Genomic DNA, 20,063 nt, shown 5'->3' on the forward strand with positions numbered 1-20,063 from the left:
AATGAGTGAGCTGATTCGGGTCGAAGACCTGCGCGTAGTCGCCTGTGGCGAACGCGGCGAGGTGGAAATCGTCAAGGGTGTGAGCTTTTCCCTGGAAAAAGGCGAAGTACTGGCGCTGATCGGCGAGTCCGGCTCCGGCAAGACCACCATCGCCCTGGCGCTGCTCGGCTATGCCCGGCGCGGCTGCCGGTTGTCGGGCGGGGTGGTGCAGGTCGGCGAGCACGACATGCTGGCGTTGAGCGAACGCGAACTGCAAAGTCTGCGTGGCAACCGGGTGTCGTATATCGCGCAAAGCGCGGCGGCGGCCTTCAACCCGGCGAAGAAGTTGATCGACCAAGTGGTGGAGGGCGCATTGATTCATGGCCTGGGCAGCCGTGTCGTGCTGGAAGCCAAGGCCATCGAATTGTTCCGCGACCTGGCCCTGCCGGACCCGGATCATATCGGCCAGCGCTACCCGCACCAGGTGTCAGGTGGGCAGTTGCAGCGGGTGATGGCGGCCATGGCATTGATCAGCGATCCGTTGCTGGTGGTGCTCGACGAGCCGACCACAGCCCTCGACGTGACCACCCAGATCGACGTGCTGCGGGCCTTCAAACGGGTGGTCCGGGAGCGTGGGGCGACGGCGGTCTACGTCTCCCACGACCTTGCCGTCGTGGCGCAGATGGCTGACCAGATTGTGGTGCTCAACGGCGGCCAGATTTTCGAACAGAGTGCCACCGCGTCGCTGCTCAAGGGCCCGACCCATGAGTACACCCGCAGCCTGCTGGCGGCGGCGCGGCCCGATGCGACCATCCGCCCGCCCAGCGGCCTGGCTGAAGATGAACCACTGTTGACCATCAAGGGCTTGACCGCCGGCTACGGCAACAAAAACCTGCAAGGCATGCCGTCGATCCGTGTGCTGGAAGACATCGACCTGACGGTCCGCCGAGGGCAGGCCATCGGTGTGATTGGCGAGTCGGGTTCCGGCAAGTCGACCCTGGCGCGGGTGGTGGCCGGGCTGTTGACCCCGGCGCTGGGTGGCCTGACGTTCGCTGGCCAGCCCCTGGGCGGTAGTCTTTGCGAACGCACCCCAGAGCAGTTCCGACGGATTCAGATGGTCTTCCAGAACGCCGACACCGCGCTCAACCCGATGCACAGCGTCGGTACCATTCTGAGCCGACCGCTGAAGATGTATTTCGGCCTAAAGGGCGCCGTATTGCAGGAGCGTATCGGCGAACTGCTGGACCTGGTGCGGTTGCCGCGAACCATGGCCGAACGGCGCCCCAATGAACTGTCCGGTGGGCAAAAGCAACGGGTCAATCTGGCCCGGGCGCTGGCGGCCAAACCGGACCTGATCCTCTGCGACGAGGTAACTTCGGCCCTCGACACCGTGGTCGGCGCGGCGATTCTTGAACTGCTGCGCGACCTGCGCCAGGAGCTGGGGGTTTCGTACCTGTTCATCAGCCACGACATCTCCACCGTGCGCGCGCTGTGTGACGACATCGTGGTGATGTACAGCGGCCACAAGGTTCAGGCCGGCACCCGGCAGTCATTTGCCCAGGCGCCGTTCCATCCCTACACCGACCTGTTGATCCATTCGGTGCCGGAACTGCGCCAGGGCTGGCTGGAGAACTGCGGCACCACTTGCGGCGAACTGCCGCCTATCGGCGCCAAGGCCAATGTGCCGGAGCTGTGCACTTTCCTCAATCGCTGCCCGGTAAGGGTAGACGGCCTGTGCAATCACACCGCGCCGAATCGTCGGACTATCGATGGCGGCAGCGAAATCCTCTGTCATCACGACAGCGCCGAGCTGCTCAAGACGCAGCTGGACTTGAATATCATGACCCAGGGAGCCTATGCATGAAGGGGCGTTTTGTAAGGCTGGCCGAACAGGGTAGGCCGACTGTCAAACTGCAGGTGGATGGCGCGCCGATTGAGGCCTTGCAGGGCGACACATTGATGGTCGCGCTGCTGACCCAGGGCACTGCGTTGCGTCAGTCGGAGTTCGATACGGGGCGCCGCGCCGGTTTCTGCCTGATGGGCGCTTGTCAGGACTGCTGGGTCTGGACCCGTACGGGCGAACGTCTGCGCGCGTGTTCCAATGAAGTCCGTGAAGGGCTGGATATTGTCACCACACAACCGGAGGCGATATGGCCACTGCACGGATAGTCATCGTCGGCGCCGGGCCGGCCGGTGTTCGCTGCGCCGAAACTTTGCTGGCCGCCGGTTTCAAACCGATCCTGATCGATGAGAATCGTCGCGATGGTGGGCAGATTTATCGTCGCCAGCCGGAGGGATTTACCCGCGATTACGCCACGCTGTATGGCACCGAAGCCGCCAAGGCCCGGGACTTGCACCTGAGTTTCGACCGCTTGCGCGGGTCGATCGATTACCGCCCGGACACCCTGGTGTGGAACCTCACACCGGGGCAACTGTGTTGCGTCAGCCAGGGCAAACACTCGACCGTCGATTACGACGCGTTGATCCTTTGCACCGGTGCCACCGACCGCCTGATGCCGATCGAAGGCTGGCAGTTGGCGGGTACCTACAGCCTCGGTGGCGCGCAGATCGCGCTCAAGTCCCAGGCGGTGTCCATCGGTCACAGCGTGGTGTTCATGGGCAGTGGGCCGTTGCTGTACCTGGTCGCCAGCCAATACCTCAAGGCCGGTGCCAAGGTGGCGGCGGTGCTCGACACTTCGCCGCTGGGCAAGCGTATCGGCGCCTTGCCGAAACTGCTGGCGCGGCCCGGATTGTTGTTCACCGGGATGAAACTCTTGGCGCAGTTGTACCGGGCGAAGATTCCGCTACACCTGGGCATCCAACCCCAGCAGGTGCTGGGTGACGCCGCCAGCGGTGTCAGTGGCGTGCGGGTGCGGACGGCGGCAGGGGCGACCTTGGACGTGGCATGCGATGCCGTCGCCTTGGGTTATCACCTGCGCCCGGAAACCCAATTGGCGGACCTGGCCGGTTGTCGACTGCGCTTCGATGAGGCCTCCAGCCAATGGTTGCTGGCCACCGATGACGACGGCCGGACCTCGGTGAGTGGCGTGTATGCCGCTGGGGATGGCTCGAGAGTCCGTGGCGCGGATGCCGCCGAACACGCCGGACGCCTGGTGGCGATGGCGCTGCTGGAGGATCAGCACAAACCGGTGAATGCCGGATTGCGCGACGAACAGCGTCAGGCGCTGGCGGTGATGGAGCAGTTTCGCCTGGGTCTGGCCCAGGCGTTTCCCTGGCCCTCGGCGCAAGCCAAAGCCTTGCCGGATGCCGCCATTGTCTGCCGTTGCGAAATGATCAGTGCCGGCGAGTTGCGGCGCACGGTCAGCGAAAAGGGTGCCTGCGAAGTCAACCGGGCCAAGGCCTTCAGCCGGGTCGGCATGGGCCGTTGCCAGGGGCGTTACTGTTCCCAGGCCGGGGCCGAGGTGATTGCCGCCGCGGCGGGCGTCACCGTGCAACAGGTCGGCCGCCAGCGCGGTCAGGCGCCGGTCAAACCGCTTTCGATGCTTACCGAGGAGGTGTCGCCATGACGCTACAGAAAGCCGATGTGGTGATTGTCGGTGGCGGCCTGATGGGGTCGGCCGCGGCGTTTTTCCTGCGCCGGCGCGGGCAGACGGTGATCCTGCTGGAGCGCGACCAGATCGGCCAGTACGCCAGCGGCGTGAACTTCGGCAATGTCCGGCGGCAGGGGCGTTTCCTTGGGCAGCTGGAATTGGCCAACCGCTCCTGGGCGTTGTGGAAGCGCTTGCCGGAGCTGATTGACGACGATCTCGAGTTCATTGCCAGCGGGCATATGCGGGTGTGCTACCGCGAAGACGAAATCGCCGAGCTCGAGGCCTATGCCGCCGCTCCCGAAGCCGCGCAACTGGACCTGAAGATTTATCGTGGCGCGGACCTGCACCAGCGCTTCCCTTTCCTGGGCGCGGAGGTGAAAGGCGGTTCCTATGCGCCCCACGATGGTCACGCCAACCCACGTCTGGCGGCCCCGGCGTTTGCCCGGGCGGCCCGGCGTCTCGGCGCGCGGATCGAGGAGCAGACCGAGGTGGCCGAGGTGCAGAAGGTCGGCGGCGAGTTCAGCATCACCACCACCGACGGTCGCCAGTTCAGCGCCGAACGCCTGCTGATTACCGCCGGCGCCTGGGGGCAGAAGCTCTCGGCGCAATTCGGCGAGCCGGTGCCGCTGGATACCCATGGCCCGCAGATGGCGGTCACCGAACCGGTGCCTTATGCCTTGCCGACGGTGATCGGGGTGTACACCAAGATTCCCGAGGAGGTGATTTATTTCCGCCAGATCCCCCGAGGCAATATCGTCATCGGCGGCGGCTACCGCAGCAAACCGGACATGCTGACCCGTCGGGCTCAGGTCGAGCCGCGCAGTATCCTCAACCAACTCGGGCAGATGCGTCGCCTGCTGCCGGGTGTCGGCAATCTGAACATTATCCGGGTCTGGAGCGGCATCGAAGGTTACCTGCCCGACTCCCTGCCGGTGATGGGCCCGAGCGGCACCGTCGACGGCTTGTTCTACGCCTTCGGCTTCTGTGGTCACGGTTTTCAGCTCGGCCCGGGCGTCGGTGACGTGATGGCCGAACTGATCAGCACCGGCAGCACCAGCACTTCGATAGAGCCGTTCTCCATCCGTCGGTTCGCCCTTTCAGCCGAGCAACGGAGCAAGGCCTCATGAAACCCCGTGTACTGGATATTCTCAAACGCCTGATGGCTTTCGACACCGTGTCTTCGGAGTCGAACATGGCCTTGATCGAGTACGTCCGCGACCTGTTGCTGAGCAAAGGCATCGAGTCGCTGATCGTCAAGGATGAAACGGGCAAAAAGGCCAACCTGTTCGCCAGCACCGGCCCTCGGGAGTTACCGGGGATTCTGCTGTCCGGGCACACCGACGTGGTCCCGGCGGCGGGCCAGGCCTGGACCTTCCCGGCGTTTCAGGCGACGGTGCAGGACGGGAAGATTTATGGCCGTGGCAGCTGTGACATGAAGGGCTTTATTGCCCTGGCCATCGACGCCATGCTCGAGGCGGCGGACAGTTTGTTGAGCCGGCCGCTGCAACTGGCGCTGTCCCATGACGAAGAGACCGGTTGCGTCGGCGTGCGGCGTTTGCTGGATGTGTTGCACCTGGCCCCGGTACGGCCGTTCCTGTGCCTGATTGGCGAACCGACCCGGATGCAGTTCGTGCTCGGGCACAAGGGCAAGGGTTCCTATCGTACCTATTGCCGGGGCCTGGAGGCTCACTCGTCCCTGGCACCGCGCTCGGTCAATGCGATTCACGTGGCCTGTGATTTTATCGCTGCACTGCGTCAAAGCCAGCAGCAACTACAGCAACAGGGCGCCCAGGATGCGGACTACGATGTGCCTTACAGTACGGTGCATGTCGGGCACATCGTCGGCGGTAGGGCGCTGAACATCGTGCCGAACCTCTGTACCCTCGATTTTGAAGTGCGCAACCTGCCGGCGGACGATCTGGATCAGTTCCTGGATCAGATGCGCGAGCGTGCGCAAGTGATCGTGCGCGAAGCCAGGCTCCTGTCCAGTGTCGCGGACATCGAAATCGAAACCCTGAATGTCTATCCCGGTCTCGACACCCATCCGAGCGTTGAAGCGGTGCGCTTTCTGAAGAACTTTGCGGCCCCGGACACCGGCACGGCAAAAGTCTCTTTCGGCACTGAAGGCGGGTTGTTCAAGCAGCGTCTGGATGTCCCGGTGGTGGTCTGCGGACCAGGCTCGATCGAACAGGCCCACAAGCCTGATGAGTTTATCGAGATCAGCCAGATGGAGGCCGGGGAGCGGTTTCTTGAAGGGCTGCTGGGTTCCCTGAAACCGTGATTTCTACGGGTAGGAGCAAGCTTGCTCCTACAAGGTTTTGTGTTTATCTGACAGACCACAAATCTGCCGTTGCGCCGCAAATTTCAGCATCCGACACTGCCCTCAAGGCGCTTTCAGCATCCTCGTCCGTGACACCTCCCTAGACTGGAGCGTGTCTCGGATCAGGACCTCGACCATGCTCAAGAATCGTTTGAAAGACCCCAGCCTTTTGGCAGAACTCGCCTATATCGATGGACAATGGATCGGCGCCGACAATGCCGCAACCCTGGACGTCAGCGACCCGGCCAGCGGCCAGTTGCTTGCCCGCGTACCGGCGATGCAAGGTGCGGAAACCCGTCGCGCCATCGAAGCCGCCGAACGGGCCTGGCCGGCATGGCGTGCCCGCCCGGCGGCCGAGCGTGCGGCGCTGCTGGAGCGCTGGTATCAGGCCATGATCGATAACCTCGACGACCTGGCACTGATCATGACCTGCGAGCAGGGCAAACCGTTGAACGAGGCCAAAGGCGAAATCCGCTACGGCGCTGGCTTCGTCAAATGGTTCGCCGAGGAAGCCCGACGGGTCTACGGCGAAACCATGCCGGCCCCCAGCGGCGATCGCCGGCTGCTGACCCTCAAGCAACCCGTGGGTGTGTGCGCCGCGATCACCCCGTGGAACTTCCCCAACGCGATGATCACCCGCAAATGCGCGCCCGCGTTGGCGGCGGGTTGCCCGATCATCGTCAAACCTTCCGATCTGACGCCGCTGTCAGCCCTGGCCCTGGCGGTGCTGGCCGAGCGGGTGGGGATTCCGCCGGGAGTATTCAATGTGCTGACCGGTATGCCCGCGGGGATCGGCGAAGAGCTGACCGCCAACCCGACTGTGCGGAAGATTTCCTTCACTGGCTCCACGGCAGTCGGCCGGCTGCTGATGCGCCAGAGCGCTGAGCACATCAAGCGCCTGAGCCTGGAACTGGGCGGCAACGCACCGTTCATTGTGTTCGACGACGCTGACCTGGAGCAGGCAGTGGCCGGCATCATGCTCAGCAAGTTTCGCAACGCTGGCCAGACTTGCGTCTGCGCCAATCGCATTCTGGTGCAGGACGGCATTTACGAACGCTTTGCCCAGCGGCTGGTGGAAGAGGTGGGCAAGCTCAAGGTCGGCAACGGCCTGGACGCCGATGTCACTATCGGTCCGCTGATCAATGCGGCCGCCGTGAGCAAAGTTGCCCGGCATATCGACGATGCCTTGAGCCAGGGCGCGCGTCTGCTCTGCGGCGCCATTCCCGAGGGCGACAGTCAGTTTGTCCAGCCCACCGTGCTCGGTGACGCCCACGCCGGCATGCTGCTGGCCAACGAAGAAACCTTCGGTCCGGTGGCCCCGCTGATGCGCTTTACTTCCGAGGCCGAAGCGCTCGCGCTGGCCAATGCCACGCCTTACGGTCTGGGCGCCTATTATTTTACCCAGGACCTGCGCCGCTCCTGGCGTTTCGGTGAGGCGCTGGAGTTCGGCATGGTCGGTCTCAATACCGGGATCATTTCCATGGAAGTCGCCCCGTTCGGTGGCATCAAGCAGTCGGGCCTGGGCCGTGAAGGCAGCAAGTACGGCCTGGACGAATACCTTGAGGTCAAAGCCTTCCACATTGGCGGGCTGTAACCCGATCGACGATGGCACAGACATTTTGCGAGGCATGATTGATGAGCAAGGTATTCAGAATCGCCGCGATTGCCGGCGATGGCATCGGCAAGGAAGTCCTGCCGGAAGGGTTGCGCGTGCTGGAGCGGGCCGCGAAGAAGTGGCAGCTGGACTTGAGCATCGAAGTGCTCGACTGGGCCCACTGCGATTACTACCTGGAACACGGGAAGATGATGCCCGACGACTGGTTCGAACAGCTCAAGGGCTTTGACGCGATCTATTTCGGCGCCGTGGGTTGGCCGGACAAGGTGCCCGACCATATTTCCCTGTGGGGCTCGCTGCTCAAGTTCCGTCGCGACTTCGACCAGTACGTGAACATCCGCCCGGTGCGCCTGTTTCCCGGTGTGCCGTGCCCCTTGGCCGGACGCAAGCCGGGGGATATCGATTTCGTGGTGATCCGCGAGAACACCGAGGGTGAGTACTCCTCGGTCGGCGGCAAGATGTTCGAAGGCACCGAGCACGAGTTCGTATTACAGGAGTCGGTGTTCACCCGGCGCGGCGTGGACCGGATTCTCAAGTTCGCCTTCGACCTGGCCCAGACCCGGCCGCGCAAACGCCTGACGGCGGCGACCAAGTCCAACGGGATTTCCATCAGCATGCCGTACTGGGACGAGCGCACCGCATTGATGGCGGCGAAGTACCCGGAGATCACGTGGGACAAGCAGCACATCGACATCCTGTGTGCACGCTTCGTGCTGCAGCCGGACCGCTTTGATGTGGTGGTGGCGTCGAACCTGTTCGGCGACATTCTTTCCGATCTCGGCCCGGCCTGCGCCGGGACCATCGGTATCGCGCCGTCGGCCAACCTCGATCCCGAACGGCGCTTTCCGTCGCTGTTCGAGCCGGTGCATGGTTCGGCACCGGACATCTACGGGCAGAACATCGCCAACCCGATTGCGATGATCTGGTCCGGGGCATTGATGCTCGACTTCCTGGGTAACGGCGATGAGCGTTATCGCGCGGCGCATGACGGGATTCTGCAGGCGATCGAGCAGGTGATCGCCGACGGACCGATCACGCCGGACCTGGGCGGGAAGGGCTCGACGCAGGATGTGGGCAAGGCGATTGCCGAGCGACTCTGATCCGCGCCACTGAATCCACTGTGGGTGTGAGCAAGCTCGCTCCCACAGTGGATCATCACTGTATTCAGTAGCCCTGGGTGCGATCGATCTCACCGACCATCGGCTCGCCGCGCTGATGCCGCCGGATATTCTCCAGCAACACCCCGAACGCACTTTCCGGTTGGGTCATGGCCGCGATGTGCGGGGTCAGCAGAATCTGCGGGTGGTTCCAGAACGGGTGATCCGCCGCTGCCGGCTCTTGCTGCAAGACGTCGATGACCGCGCCGCTGAGCTGCCCGCTGTCCAGGGCCGCCAACAGGTCATTTTCCACCAGGTGCCCGCCACGGCCCATATTGATCAGCGCCGCGCCCCGGGGCAGTTGCTCGAATAGTTTGCTGTCGAGAATGCCTTGGGTCTGTTCGGTCAGCGGCAGCACGCACAGCAAAATGTCGCACTGGCTCAGGAACGCAGGCAGTTGTTCGTTGCCGGCATAGCATTCCACCCCCTCAACCTGATGGGCACTGCGGGCCCAACCCGACAACGCAAATCCCAGGGGCTGCAACGTCGCCAGAATCTGTCGGGCCTGGGTACCGAGACCCATGACGCCGATCCGACGCCTATGGGCCGGTAGCAGCAAGTGCGCCTGCCAGCAACGGGCTGTTTGTTGCTGGCGATAACGGAGCATGTCCCGGTGCAGGCTCAGCACGGCAAAACTGGCGTACTCGCACATGCCACGGGTGATGCCCGGATCCAGCAGGCGCACCAGCGGCAGGCTGACGGGCAAGCGACCGAGGTCCAGTTGATCGACCCCGGCGGACAGGGCGAACAGCACCTTGAGATTGGGCAGCAACGCCTCGAGGTCGTCGGGCGCCTGCCAGGCGGCCAGGTACTCGATGTCCGCGGGGTCGCCGATGTCCGGCCAGGCGCGCCATTCGATATCCGGGGCGTGTTCGGCAAACAGCGTCTTCCACTGTTCGCCGCGTACGGGGTCAGCTTTATACAGCAGGGCCATGGGCATTTCCTGAACGGGTGAAGGTGCTATCCATCATCGCGCAATGTCAGCGCAGGATCTGTCGAAAGCACCGGGTTAAACGGGTTGAGCAACGTTCTATTGGCGATGCTCCGGCAGATTCGGCGTGCTGAAGGAATCTGCCGTTTGGCAGGGTGAAAACAGTCGATCCGAATTTCTCAGGGGGCAAGTTCGGCGTAGATCGTTTCACGCAAGGCTTAACCTGAACAGCATCGCAACCACCTCCCGGTTGCCGGACTCACGATGGGAAATGCCATGAATAGCAAAGTCGACGAAACCCCTCATTTGCTCCGTCAGCGCGATCAGTTCGTGCCACGTGGCCTGGTTACCGCTCACCCGTTGGTGATCGATCGCGCCCAGGGTGCCGAAGTGTGGGACGTGGACGGCAAGCGCTACCTGGACTTCGTCGGCGGCATCGGGGTGCTGAACATCGGCCACAATCATCCCAAGGTGGTGGCTGCGGTGCAGGCGCAATTGCAAAAGGTCTCCCACGCCTGTTTCCAGGTGGTGGCCTACAAGCCGTATCTCGATCTGGCCCAGCGCCTGTGCGAAATGATCGGCGGCCAGGACGCTTACAAAGCGGCGTTCTTCACTTCGGGCGCCGAAGCCGTGGAAAACGCGATCAAGATCGCCCGTGCCCACACCAACCGTTCGGCCGTTATCGCCTTTCGCGGCGGCTTCCACGGTCGCACCTTGCTCGGCACCACACTGACCGGCATGAGCCAGCCGTACAAGCAGAACTTCGGACCGTTCGCGCCGGAAGTCTTCCACACCCCGTACCCGAATACCTATCGGGGTGTCAGTAGCGACATGGCGCTCAAGGCGCTCGACGAGTTGCTGGCGACCCAGGTGGCACCGGAACGGGTCGCGGCCATCATCATCGAGCCCGTGCAGGGCGACGGCGGATTCCTCTCGGCACCGGTGGAGTTTCTTCAGGCACTGCGGGCCCTGACTGAAAAACACGGCATCGTGTTGATCCTCGATGAAATCCAGACCGGTTTCGGCCGTACCGGCAAATGGTTCGGTTTCCAGCATGCCGGGATCCAGCCGGATCTGGTGACGGTGGCCAAGAGCCTGGCGGGTGGCTTGCCGCTGTCGGGCGTGGTCGGCAAGGCGGCGATCATGGATGCCCCGTTGCCCGGCGGCCTGGGTGGCACCTACGGCGGCAACGCCTTGTCCTGCGCCGCGGCCCTGGCGGTGATCGACGCCTTTGAGCAAGAGCAATTGCTGGCCCGTGGCGAAGCACTGGGCGAACGTTTGCGCCAGGGGCTGTTGCGTTTGCAGGCTCGTCACTGGCAAATCGGCGACGTACGCGGCAGCGGTTTCATGCTGGCGCTCGAGCTGATCAAGGATGACGAGGCGCGTACTCCGGACGCTGACTTGAACCAGCGGTTGATCGATGAGGCCCGCAACGGTGGTTTGCTGGTCATAAAATGCGGTGTCTACCGCAACGTTCTGCGCTTCCTCGCCCCGTTGGTGACCACCGAAGAACAGGTCGACGAAGCCCTGCAGATTCTGGAAGGTGCATTGGCACGGGTCTTGAACTGAGCTCGTGATCGCTCGGAGCGGTGCCGCGAGGCATCGTCCGTGAGCGTTTATGGAGCACGGATGGATGAAATGTATCATCGGAGGCTTTGCACACCATGGGGCTGACTGACTATCGGGCGTTGCTCATTGATTGCGACGAGGTTCTGGTGGATCGGGATTCGGGTGTCTGGACGGCATTGCAACCGTTGCTCGACAGCCGAGGCGGTCATCCGGACAAGGAACAGGTGCTGGCCGAATACGCCGAGGTCGTGCGGGCGCTCTATCCTCGGTTTGGTGAACTAGGCTTTAGTGGCTTGCTGTGTTTCGCCCATCGCCAGCTGGCCGAGCGCTGGGGGCTGAAAGCCAGTTGGGAGGAGGGGATGAGTTTTGCCCGTTCGGTCGCCAGTTGGTCGCTGTTCGAGGACGCCCCGGGGGCAATGTTGTACCTGCGCAAGTTCTATCGCTTGCTGGTACGGGGTGACCGGGATACCGAGGACCGTGGGCTGCTCTGTGAGCGGCTGGGGATCATGCCCGATGATTTTATTTCATTGGCCGGCGATCCTTTGCTCGATCCCGAGTGGTTGAAGGCCAACGAGCTTGAAACGGCGCATATTCTGCAGGTGACCCGGCCTTTGACCGGTCTGCAGGCGGCCACTGACCTGTGCCTGATCTGTCGTGGCCGGACAAAACAACCGTCGCCCTGCGCGGCCAATTACTGCATCAATAGCATGGCGGATCTGGTGACGCAGCATCAGCTGTCTTTACGGCGCTGATTTTGCTAGAAGATTGTCTTACAGACGGCAGTCAAGAGGTAGGCAATGGAAGGTTTAGTAAAACTGGACCGGATCGACATCAGCATCTTGGTTGAGCTGCAAAAAGATGGGCGCATGACCAACGTGAGCCTGGCCGATGCGGTGGGATTGTCGGCCAGCCCCTGCCTGCAACGGGTCAAGCGGCTGGAGTCGGCCGGGTACATTTCCAGCTACAAGGCCCATCTGAACCTGGCGAAGATCACCGATTCGGTCACGGTCTTCACCGAAGTCACCCTGAGCGACCACAAGCGCGAAGACTTCGCCAAATTCGAGTCCAATATCCGCCTGGTGGACGAGGTGCTCGAATGCCATTTGATCAGCGGTGGCTACGATTACCTGGTGCGCTTCATGACCCGCAGTATCCAGCATTACCAGGAGGTGATCGAAAGCCTGCTGGACAAGAACATCGGCATCTCCAAATACTTCAGCTACATCGTCATCAAGTCTCCCGTGCTCAAGGACGGTGTGCCGTTGCGCAAATTGCTGCGTCACTGACGCAAAGCAACTTCGATCCTTAATGTCCATTCAACCCCTGAAAGAGCCGGTGGTACACCGAAATAATCACCCAGTAGCAAGAAACGAGGTATCAAGGTGCTTGCAGGCGGAACAGGGGCACCCCCCTATGTAGTAGTTGACAGCCGTTTCTATAATGATGGCTGTTACATAGAGTGGATATATCCTGAAAAATCGTTTTATCAAAAACTCCCCAGGTTTCTCGGATCTGAGGACGTGTGTGATGATGTATCCCGAAGTAAGGAAAAATACAACGGCACCTGCAGCACCTCCCAAGCAGAGCGGGGCAAGCCATTCTCCGAGTGTTTTAAATAATGTTGTATGTATGTTGGGGGCGGAAAGGGCCGCCATCAAGCTTTTGTAAAATTTATGCCCGATAAGAACGCTTGCAAAAGCGAATATCCGAATATAGTCCAGGAAAACTATTCGGCTAGCAAGCTGGTTCATTGTGTATCTATTGTTTTTTTACCAAGTATCAGCTTGATATTGGCCGAGCATTCTACCTAGCCGCAGTCTGAATGTCTTTCTATCTGGCGTATGCATCAGGAATAAGCCCCACCAGATCCGTATCCCCCACATCGACACCCGCTTGTGACAGCAAGGTGGTCACTTGCCCGCGGTGATGGGTCTGATGGTTGAAAAAATGCATGACCAGGCCATAAAAATCCTTGTCAGCTGGTACGCCTCTCATGCTTTTGTAGTGGAGCGGGTGATCCAGATCCGACGCTGTCACCGAGTGCGCCCACTCGACAATAATTTGATCGAGCCATGCCCGATGCACCGCAAGCTCCTGGAAACCGGGAAACAGCAGTTGGTCAAGGCGCTCGGGCGTAGGCAGTTGTCGAATCGGCCCTAGCGCCAAATACTGCGCCGGATGCTGGGCGAATCGCTGCAGCCAGACCCTGTCGCCGGCCGCCAGGTGGTTCAACGTCCCGAGAATCGAGCCGAAAAAGGCTTTCCTGTCGGCACCCAACTCTTCTTCGGGCAAGGCCTTGGTCGACTCATAGACCTTGGCGTTCATCCACTGGTTATAGCTGGCCATCAGGCAGATATGGCTGGTACGGCTCACTGCGCTCATCCTTTGATCATTTGACAAGCGACCCGCACTCATCACCCCGCCCAGTCTAATAGCATCCCCTTCTTGATGCCCACCCAGAATGGCATATGCTGTGATCATCAAGCCGTGCTAACCGTGGCCTGCGGCTCCAACACACGCCCAGAGCGAATCGCTGCACTATTCTCTACATGGAAGGGAGAGCGCAGGTGAGTCAGCTGAGAGAGGTCGTCTATTTTGCCCCATACCGAAGCTGGACGTTTAAAGCTGTTGCACGCACTGGAGGTGCTCGACACCGCGGCAGAGCCGGTTTTTGATCGCCTGACCCGGTTGCTATCCACCACGCTCGGGATGCCCATTGCGCTGATTTCGCTGATCGACAGCGACCGCCAGTGGTTCAAGTCCAGGGTCGGCCTGGACGTCAGGCAGACACCCAGGGATATTTCCTTCTGCACGATTGCCATCGAGCAAGAACATACGATGGTGGTCCAGGACGCGCTGAATGATCCGCGTTTTTCATCCAATCCGCTGGTCACCAGCACGCCACATATTCGTTTCTATGCAGGTGCACCGATCCGCTCCATCGAGGGCTATGCGCTGGGCACGCTCTGCGCGATAGACAGCAAGGCCCGGGTTTTCACCGATGAGGCGCGGCAGATCCTGGAGGACTTTGCCGGGCTGGTCAGCCGGGAGTTCCAGATGCGTGAGGCCGCGTTGCTGTCCCGCTCCCATATCACCCACTCCGCGGCGGCCTTTGCGGCCAGCGAAGCGCGCCTGAAAACCGCTTTTGCCCTGGCGCCCACGGGTATTGCGGCGGTTGCGGGTAACGGGCGCTTCCTCAGCCTCAACAGCGCGTTCTGCTCCATCGTCGGTTACGAAGCCGACGAGCTCATGACCCTGAGCTTCCAGGACATCACTCACCCTGACGACCTGGACAGCGACTTGAACCTGTTGCGCCAGCTGACCCACGGCGAAATCGATCGTTACCAGCTTGAGAAAAGGTATCGGCACAAGGACGGTACCTCTGTCTGGGTTGACCTGCATGTGGCCAAGCTGCTGTCGGTGAACGGTGACCTGGAGTACTACATCGCGACGGTCCAGAACATCCAGCGGCGCAAGGAAACCGAGGCGTCTCTGCAGGCGTTGCGACACGGCCTCGAGCAGCGTGTCGAGGAGCGCACCGCGGAGCTGCTGCGGGCCAATGAAATGCTTTCCCATACCATGCTGCAACGGCTGCAGGCCGACCGCGAGCTCAGGCAACGTGAGGCGGAGCTGTCGGCGGTGCTGGAACACGCCAGCGATGCCTACGTGAGTATCGATGAGTCGGGTGCGATAAGGGCCTGGAACCGAATGGCCGAGACGACCTTCGGTTGGTCCCGTGATGAAGCACTGGGCCAGTCATTCGAAAAACTGGTCATCCCTGCGGCCATGCGTGAGGCTCATCTGGCGGGGTGGCGACGCTATCGCTCCGCTGGTGATGATGAGGCGCTACGCCAGCGCCTGGAGATATCGGCGTTGCGACGTGACGGCACGGCCTTTCCCGTCGAGGTGCGGATCAGTCCGGTGGAGATCGATGGGCATCGGTTTTTCAGTGTTTTCCTGCATGACATTACCGAACGCAAGGCCATGGCCGAACGCCGCGAGAAAGAGGCGTTGACCGATACCCTGACCGGACTGCCAAACCGCCGGTCCTTGCTCGAATACCTGCCCAATGCGATGGCCAGGGCGCGCCGGACCGGCGTTCCGCTGGGGGTGCTGTTTCTTGATCTGGATGGTTTCAAGGCGGTGAACGATACCTTCGGCCATGAAATCGGCGATCTGTTGCTGCAGATCGTGGCCGAGAGGCTGAAGACCTGCCTGCGCGAGACGGATGCGGTGTTCCGGCTGGCGGGCGATGAATTTACCGCCGTGGTGGAGGGCCAGTTCGGAGGCACTCAGGACGCGGAGCAGTTGGCGAAAAAACTGATTCAACTGATCAACGAGCCGGTGCTGATCGGTGCGGCCACCGTGCAGGTGGGGGTGAGTATCGGGATTGCGGTGTTCCGGCGCGATGATCCGAGAACCGCGACACAGCTGTTGCGTGAGGCCGACAGCCGAATGTACGAAGCTAAACAGGCGGGCAAGGGCCGCTTTGCTTCACAGCAGCGCTGAAGCACGCTGTGAGGCCTGGTTGGTCAGCCGCGTGTCACGGGGGACTGGGGGACGCTGCCTGACTCGGAGTAGATCACCACGGGAGGATCGATCGGCACGTAGTCGCTGGGGTGATAAACCACCGCTGGCGGGCCGTTCTTGAGGGCTTCTTTAAGAGCCTCGCGGGCCTTGTCGCTGATGATGCTGGGAGGCGGTGGCTGGTCTGCTTTGACCATTTTGTCGATGAGGTGCGACGGTGTTGTGGAGGGCGTCAGATAGATTGGGGTCTTAATGTCCATATCGATGCATCCATGAGAAGTGTGATCAATAGGGCTAACGGCCGTTGCTGAAAAAGCTTTGATCAAGAGTTGATACAAAATATTGCAGTGACCTGCGCATGGGCCGAGGACTGTTCATCGGATTGCGCAGCCGGAGGAACGGCCAGTCTGTGACAGGCGTCACAGTCCCTCCAACATCTTGCCGTTCCGGCCTGGCCCTTGAAACAACTGGTCTACGCTGAGGCGACAGGCACTTTCCGACCGATCTCAAGGATGAACCGCATGATCCCGAAAGCAGAGCTCTGCCAGATCATTGAATCCGGCTTTCTTCCGCTGTCCTGCACCTGCACGGCGAATGCCGGCGGTGCCTTGATGATCAAGATCTTCGATCCGGTTTCGGGTCGCGTGGAGCTGCAACTCAACGGTGTATCGACCAGCGGCTTCACCAGCATCCGCTCGATTTCCAATTTCATCGGCGAATTACGCACCGAGATGAAGGCTGGACGCCGGGCTTTCGCCGGGAGCCTGTACTAGGCCGAGCCCCTCCATCGCCTGGCCCTCCAGCCAATCCAATGTGCCGCCGAGAGCGGCATTCGCGTTAGCCGTGGGCGAACTGCTGACGGCACCACAATCCGCTGACTGGCTCCCATATGTAGGATTTTTGGTACACGATTACCGTTAAATCATGCTTTTTTGTGTTCGTCCCCTTGGTAACAGTTTTTTATACGTGACTTGGAAGGCATCAAGTCTGACTGATCAAGGGAGATCTTTTACATGGTGGATATCACGCGTCGTTCAGTGGTGGGCTTGATGGCCGCGCTGCCGTTGTTGAGCGGTCCGGGCCGTGCGTTTGCAGAAACGCTACCGACCCGTCCGGAGAGCCCGTCCAGCGAGGTCTGTCTCAATTTCAATGAAAACCCCTGGGGGCCCTCGGCGTCGGCATGCAAGGCGATGGAGCAGGGCATCGCCCTGTCCGGGCGCTATCCCTACCGCTTCCAGTACCAGTTGGTGGCGCTGCTGGCGCGACAACTGGCAATTCCCGAAGAGCATATCGATATCTATGCCGGCTCCAAGGTCGCCTTGCAGCAGGCGGTGATGGCGTTTACCGGGCCACGCAGCCTGGTGATGGCGACGCCTTCCTATGAAGCCCCGCGCCTCGCCGCCGAGGCCCACCAGGCCACGGTGCATGAGGTGCCGTTGACGGCCGGGCATGCTCACGATATCGGCGCGATGCTCGCGGCGGACCCGCAGTTTGGGGTGATCTATATCTGCAACCCGAACAATCCGACCGGCACGCTGACCCCCATCGAACAGATCGAGCGCGCCTTGAAGGACAAGCCGGCGGGCGCGCTGGTGGTGGTCGATGAAGCGTATATCCACTATTGCGATGCCCCCAGCTGTGTCTCGCTGGTCAAGGATCATTCGGATCTGCTGGTACTGCGGACCTTTTCCAAGATCTATGGCATGGCCGGTGCGCGCCTTGGATTTGCCGTCGGCCAGCCGGCTTTGCTGGAACGCTTGAATGTGTTGGGCGAGCAGAATGTCGCGGCCGCCTCGTCGCTGCTGGGGGCCATCGCCAGCCTGGAGGATCGGACCTTGTTGTCGGAGCGCAAGCTTGCCAACGCCCGTACCCGTGAGCAGTCCATGGCCTGGTTCAGGGACCGCGGATTCGCCTGCACGGCGGCCCAGGGCAACTTCTTCATGGTCAACCTGGGGCGTCCCGCCGATGTGATTGCCGAGGGGCTGGCACAGCGCGGTGTCCGGGTCGGACGGATCTGGCAGGACTGGCCGAACTGGCTGCGTATCACGGTCGGCAAGGACGAGGAGATGGCCCGCTTGCGCAACGCCTTCGCCGTGGTGGCGTTGCCTGGGAAACATTGAGTTCCGGCCGCGTGGCGGGGCTGCGCAAACCCCGTCGCGGCTCATGTCGATGGCAGCGGCCGGTCCGCGCTGAATCGGCAAGCACTGCCCGAGTCGATGGCTAGGCCCGCTGCAACCGTGTGGCAATCACGGTATTTTTCAGCAGGTAGGCGATGGTCATCGGGCCGACGCCGCCAGGCACCGGGGTGATCGCTGCGGCGATTGTCCGCGCGCTGGCATAGTCGACATCCCCCACCAGACGGCTGCCGGTTTCGGTTTCAATCCGATTGATCCCCACATCGATCACCACCGCGCCCGGCTTGAGCCAACTGGCATCGATCAGTTGCGGGCGACCGACGGCGGCGACCACGATATCCGCCAGCCGGCACAACGCCGCGGCATCGACGCTGCGCGAGTGCACCACGCTGACCGAGCAATGGGCTTGCAGCAACAAGGTCGCCATCGGCTTGCCGACGATATTCGAACGGCCGATGACCACCGCATGCAGGCCGCTCAGATCACCGCAGGTTTCCTGCAACAGGCGCATGCAGCCGCTGGGGGTGCAAGGCGTCAGCACTTCGGCGCCCTGGACCAGGCCGCCAACGTTTTCACGGTGAAAACCGTCCACGTCCTTGATCGGATCGATGGCCTGGATCACCGCCTGTTCCTCGATATGGGCAGGCAGGGGCAATTGCACCAGGATGCCGTTCACCGCCGGGTCGGTGTTCAGTTCGGCAATCAACTGCAGTAATTCTGCCTGGCCGGTGCTTTCCGGCAGGCGATATTCCAGTGAGCGAATACCGACTTCTTCGGCCCGCTGCAATTTGTTGCGTACATAGACGTGACTGGCCGGGTCGTCGCCGACCAGCAGGACTGCCAGGGCCGGAAGAACGCCTTGTGAGGCCAGGCCCGCAACGTCTGTACGGACTTCCTCGAGTACGCGGGCGGCAATGGCCTTGCCATCGATATCGCGGGCGAGTGGAAGGGAGTTGCTCATTGAATGCGTCACCGTCGTCTGGATGAACAAGAGACCGACCAGGGACTTGAAGGAGGGATCAAGCCGCTGGGGCGTGGCAGGAATATACCATCTGCCCCGCAGCGACCAGTGTGACATAGAGCAGCAGTCCGAGTGTCGGCCGGTCGCTGCTCCAATGAGAGGGGACCAGGGCTATCGGTTGAACGCCGGCACCACCTGTTGGATAAACAGCTCCAGGGACTTTTTCTTCTCGCTATGGGGCAGGCTGTTGTCGCACCAGAAGCTGAACTCGTCGACTCCCAGTTCCTGGTAATAACGGATACGCGCGATGACTTCCTGCGGCGTGCCGATCATGGTGTTCTTGCGGATATTTTCCAGTGCGAACTCCGGCCGCTCGGCGAACTTTTCTTCCGGGCTCGGCGCCAGGAAGCCGTTGACCGGCACCTGTTTGTTGCCGAACCAGGCGTCGAAGGTCCGATAGAACTTCGAGATCGCCGTGGCCCCGACTTTCCAGCCATCCGGATCATCGACCGCATGCACATGGGTGTGACGCAGCACCATCAGTTGCGGGCGCGGCACCTCGGGGTTGTTGTCCAGTGCGGCCTGGAACTTGTTCTTCAGATCCAGGACCTCTTCGTCGCCCTTCATCAGCGGCGTGACCATCACGTTGCAGCCATTGGCCACGGCGAAGTTGTGGGAGTCCGGGTCGCGGGCGGCGATCCACATCGGCGGGTTGGGTTTCTGGATCGGCTTGGGCACGCTGGTGGAGGTGGGGAATTTCCAGATCTCGCCGTCATGGGCGTAGTCGCCTTGCCACAGGGCCCGCACCACCGGGACCATTTCCCGCAATGCCTGGCCACCGGAGGAGGCGGGCATGCCGCCGGCCATGCGGTCGAACTCCACCTGGTAGGCGCCACGGGCCAGGCCGACTTCCATCCGGCCATTGCTGATCACGTCCAGCAACGCGCATTCCCCGGCGACCCGCAACGGGTGCCAGAACGGCGCGATGATGGTGCCGGCGCCCAGGTGGATGGTGCTGGTTTTGGCGGCGAGATACGCCAGCAGCGGCATCGGGCTTGGGGAAATGGTGTATTCCATGGCGTGGTGTTCGCCAATCCATACGGTGCTGAAGCCGCCGGCCTCGGCCATCAGGGTCAGTTCGCTGAGGTCTTCGAACAGTTGGCGGTGACTGACACTTTCGTCCCAACGCTCCATGTGGATGAAGAGGGAAAACTTCATGACGCTTACCTCGGATTTTTTGTTGTTGGCCGGCAGGTCTGTCTGCTGATTTATTGGTATACCATAATACTGTTTATTGCTGTTAAGCAAGGACCGTCTG

Annotated in this window: 19 protein-coding genes; 13 read left to right on the top strand and 6 right to left on the bottom strand. The window is 61.5% G+C overall.

Annotation, left to right across the window (positions count from 1 at the left end; all coding sequences use genetic code 11):
• Position 1 precedes the first annotated feature (1 nt).
• From CWE01_RS27610 to CWE01_RS27640, 7 genes are all read left to right on the top strand, one after another.
• Positions 2 to 1,843: an ABC transporter ATP-binding protein gene (locus CWE01_RS27610; RefSeq protein WP_100943725.1), complete on the top strand. Its 1,842-nt coding sequence runs from the start codon at positions 2 to 4 to the stop codon at positions 1,841 to 1,843.
• Positions 1,840 to 2,148: a (2Fe-2S)-binding protein gene (locus CWE01_RS27615; RefSeq protein ID WP_100943726.1), complete on the top strand. Its 309-nt coding sequence runs from the start codon at positions 1,840 to 1,842 to the stop codon at positions 2,146 to 2,148. Before CWE01_RS27610 ends, CWE01_RS27615 begins: the two co-directional genes overlap by 4 nt.
• The gene (locus CWE01_RS27620; RefSeq protein ID WP_100943727.1) at positions 2,130 to 3,506 is read left to right on the top strand and encodes an NAD(P)/FAD-dependent oxidoreductase; all 1,377 of its coding nucleotides are present in this window, start codon (positions 2,130 to 2,132) and stop codon (positions 3,504 to 3,506) included. Before CWE01_RS27615 ends, CWE01_RS27620 begins: the two co-directional genes overlap by 19 nt.
• Positions 3,503 to 4,657 (top strand): FAD-binding oxidoreductase, encoded by a 1,155-nt coding sequence (locus CWE01_RS27625; protein WP_100943728.1) that lies wholly within the window; start codon positions 3,503 to 3,505, stop codon positions 4,655 to 4,657. The genes CWE01_RS27620 and CWE01_RS27625 overlap by 4 nt, the downstream gene beginning before the upstream one ends.
• Positions 4,654 to 5,811 carry an acetylornithine deacetylase gene (gene argE / locus CWE01_RS27630; protein ID WP_100943729.1) on the top strand — a complete coding sequence of 386 codons (1,158 nt, stop codon included), beginning with the start codon at positions 4,654 to 4,656 and terminating at the stop codon, positions 5,809 to 5,811. The genes CWE01_RS27625 and argE overlap by 4 nt, the downstream gene beginning before the upstream one ends.
• A gap of 175 nt (positions 5,812 to 5,986) precedes the next feature.
• Positions 5,987 to 7,444, top strand: coding sequence for an NAD-dependent succinate-semialdehyde dehydrogenase (locus CWE01_RS27635; protein ID WP_100943730.1), 1,458 nt, complete (start codon positions 5,987 to 5,989; stop codon positions 7,442 to 7,444).
• Positions 7,445 to 7,485: 41 nt separating this feature from the next.
• On the top strand, positions 7,486 to 8,565 hold the full coding sequence (locus tag CWE01_RS27640) for a tartrate dehydrogenase (protein ID WP_100943731.1): 1,080 nt from the start codon (positions 7,486 to 7,488) through the stop codon (positions 8,563 to 8,565).
• A 64-nt stretch (positions 8,566 to 8,629) separates the two neighbouring features.
• Here CWE01_RS27640 and CWE01_RS27645 read toward each other — a convergent pair whose 3' ends face one another.
• The gene (locus tag CWE01_RS27645; RefSeq protein ID WP_100943732.1) at positions 8,630 to 9,556 is read right to left on the bottom strand and encodes a glyoxylate/hydroxypyruvate reductase A; all 927 of its coding nucleotides are present in this window, start codon (positions 9,554 to 9,556) and stop codon (positions 8,630 to 8,632) included.
• Between the two features lie 273 nt (positions 9,557 to 9,829).
• Between CWE01_RS27645 and gabT the strand changes: the two genes are divergently transcribed.
• From gabT to CWE01_RS27660, 3 genes are all read left to right on the top strand, one after another.
• The gene (gabT, locus tag CWE01_RS27650; RefSeq protein WP_100943733.1) at positions 9,830 to 11,122 is read left to right on the top strand and encodes a 4-aminobutyrate--2-oxoglutarate transaminase; all 1,293 of its coding nucleotides are present in this window, start codon (positions 9,830 to 9,832) and stop codon (positions 11,120 to 11,122) included.
• Between the two features lie 95 nt (positions 11,123 to 11,217).
• A complete protein-coding gene (locus CWE01_RS27655) occupies positions 11,218 to 11,874 on the top strand; it encodes a 2-haloalkanoic acid dehalogenase (RefSeq protein ID WP_100943734.1) in 657 nt (218 codons plus the stop codon).
• A gap of 45 nt (positions 11,875 to 11,919) precedes the next feature.
• Entirely contained in the window at positions 11,920 to 12,408 is a 489-nt protein-coding gene (locus CWE01_RS27660) for an Lrp/AsnC family transcriptional regulator (protein WP_100943735.1), read from the top strand.
• Between the two features lie 66 nt (positions 12,409 to 12,474).
• On the opposite strand, the gene CWE01_RS27665 is transcribed toward CWE01_RS27660, so the two are convergent.
• Positions 12,475 to 12,873 (bottom strand): acyltransferase, encoded by a 399-nt coding sequence (locus tag CWE01_RS27665; RefSeq protein WP_100943736.1) that lies wholly within the window; start codon positions 12,871 to 12,873, stop codon positions 12,475 to 12,477.
• 79 nt (positions 12,874 to 12,952) lie between these two features.
• Positions 12,953 to 13,495, bottom strand: a complete 543-nt coding sequence (locus CWE01_RS27670; RefSeq protein WP_100943870.1) for a DinB family protein — start codon at positions 13,493 to 13,495, stop codon at positions 12,953 to 12,955.
• A gap of 222 nt (positions 13,496 to 13,717) precedes the next feature.
• Here CWE01_RS27670 and CWE01_RS27675 point away from each other — a divergent pair, with 222 nt between their 5' ends.
• Positions 13,718 to 15,631: a PAS domain S-box protein gene (locus CWE01_RS27675; RefSeq protein ID WP_218274300.1), complete on the top strand. Its 1,914-nt coding sequence runs from the start codon at positions 13,718 to 13,720 to the stop codon at positions 15,629 to 15,631.
• 23 nt (positions 15,632 to 15,654) lie between these two features.
• Here the strand turns inward: CWE01_RS27675 and CWE01_RS27680 are convergent, their stop codons facing one another.
• A complete protein-coding gene (locus tag CWE01_RS27680) occupies positions 15,655 to 15,909 on the bottom strand; it encodes a hypothetical protein (protein ID WP_100943738.1) in 255 nt (84 codons plus the stop codon).
• A gap of 261 nt (positions 15,910 to 16,170) precedes the next feature.
• Between CWE01_RS27680 and CWE01_RS27685 the strand changes: the two genes are divergently transcribed.
• On the top strand, positions 16,171 to 16,422 hold the full coding sequence (locus CWE01_RS27685; protein ID WP_100943739.1) for a DUF1652 domain-containing protein: 252 nt from the start codon (positions 16,171 to 16,173) through the stop codon (positions 16,420 to 16,422).
• Positions 16,423 to 16,662: 240 nt separating this feature from the next.
• Positions 16,663 to 17,769, top strand: coding sequence for a pyridoxal phosphate-dependent aminotransferase (locus CWE01_RS27690; RefSeq protein ID WP_100943740.1), 1,107 nt, complete (start codon positions 16,663 to 16,665; stop codon positions 17,767 to 17,769).
• 100 nt (positions 17,770 to 17,869) lie between these two features.
• Here the strand turns inward: CWE01_RS27690 and folD are convergent, their stop codons facing one another.
• Together folD and CWE01_RS27700 are read right to left on the bottom strand one after the other, a co-directional pair.
• Positions 17,870 to 18,745 (bottom strand): bifunctional methylenetetrahydrofolate dehydrogenase/methenyltetrahydrofolate cyclohydrolase FolD, encoded by an 876-nt coding sequence (gene folD / locus CWE01_RS27695; RefSeq protein WP_100943741.1) that lies wholly within the window; start codon positions 18,743 to 18,745, stop codon positions 17,870 to 17,872.
• 171 nt (positions 18,746 to 18,916) lie between these two features.
• A complete protein-coding gene (locus CWE01_RS27700) occupies positions 18,917 to 19,963 on the bottom strand; it encodes an LLM class flavin-dependent oxidoreductase (RefSeq protein ID WP_100943742.1) in 1,047 nt (348 codons plus the stop codon).
• Positions 19,964 to 20,063 lie beyond the last annotated feature (100 nt).

The sequence above is a fragment of the Pseudomonas sp. QS1027 genome, from assembly GCF_002814235.1.
GTDB lineage: Bacteria > Pseudomonadota > Gammaproteobacteria > Pseudomonadales > Pseudomonadaceae > Aquipseudomonas.

Bases quoted from the DNA above. Each gene is read 5' to 3' on its own strand.
- CWE01_RS27660 (WP_100943735.1), top strand. From the start codon at position 11,920: ATGGAAGGTTTAGTAAAACTGGACCGGATCGACATCAGCATCTTGGTT.
- CWE01_RS27645 (WP_100943732.1), bottom strand. From the start codon at position 9,556: ATGGCCCTGCTGTATAAAGCTGACCCCGTACGCGGCGAACAGTGGAAG.
- folD (WP_100943741.1), bottom strand. From the start codon at position 18,745: ATGAGCAACTCCCTTCCACTCGCCCGCGATATCGATGGCAAGGCCATT.
- CWE01_RS27610 (WP_100943725.1), top strand. From the start codon at position 2: ATGAGTGAGCTGATTCGGGTCGAAGACCTGCGCGTAGTCGCCTGTGGC.
- CWE01_RS27665 (WP_100943736.1), bottom strand. From the start codon at position 12,873: ATGAACCAGCTTGCTAGCCGAATAGTTTTCCTGGACTATATTCGGATA.
- CWE01_RS27685 (WP_100943739.1), top strand. From the start codon at position 16,171: ATGATCCCGAAAGCAGAGCTCTGCCAGATCATTGAATCCGGCTTTCTT.
- CWE01_RS27615 (WP_100943726.1), top strand. From the start codon at position 1,840: ATGAAGGGGCGTTTTGTAAGGCTGGCCGAACAGGGTAGGCCGACTGTC.
- CWE01_RS27625 (WP_100943728.1), top strand. From the start codon at position 3,503: ATGACGCTACAGAAAGCCGATGTGGTGATTGTCGGTGGCGGCCTGATG.
- CWE01_RS27620 (WP_100943727.1), top strand. From the start codon at position 2,130: ATGGCCACTGCACGGATAGTCATCGTCGGCGCCGGGCCGGCCGGTGTT.
- CWE01_RS27680 (WP_100943738.1), bottom strand. From the start codon at position 15,909: ATGGACATTAAGACCCCAATCTATCTGACGCCCTCCACAACACCGTCG.
- CWE01_RS27655 (WP_100943734.1), top strand. From the start codon at position 11,218: ATGGGGCTGACTGACTATCGGGCGTTGCTCATTGATTGCGACGAGGTT.
- CWE01_RS27635 (WP_100943730.1), top strand. From the start codon at position 5,987: ATGCTCAAGAATCGTTTGAAAGACCCCAGCCTTTTGGCAGAACTCGCC.
- CWE01_RS27640 (WP_100943731.1), top strand. From the start codon at position 7,486: ATGAGCAAGGTATTCAGAATCGCCGCGATTGCCGGCGATGGCATCGGC.
- argE (WP_100943729.1), top strand. From the start codon at position 4,654: ATGAAACCCCGTGTACTGGATATTCTCAAACGCCTGATGGCTTTCGAC.
- gabT (WP_100943733.1), top strand. From the start codon at position 9,830: ATGAATAGCAAAGTCGACGAAACCCCTCATTTGCTCCGTCAGCGCGAT.
- CWE01_RS27700 (WP_100943742.1), bottom strand. From the start codon at position 19,963: ATGAAGTTTTCCCTCTTCATCCACATGGAGCGTTGGGACGAAAGTGTC.
- CWE01_RS27690 (WP_100943740.1), top strand. From the start codon at position 16,663: ATGGTGGATATCACGCGTCGTTCAGTGGTGGGCTTGATGGCCGCGCTG.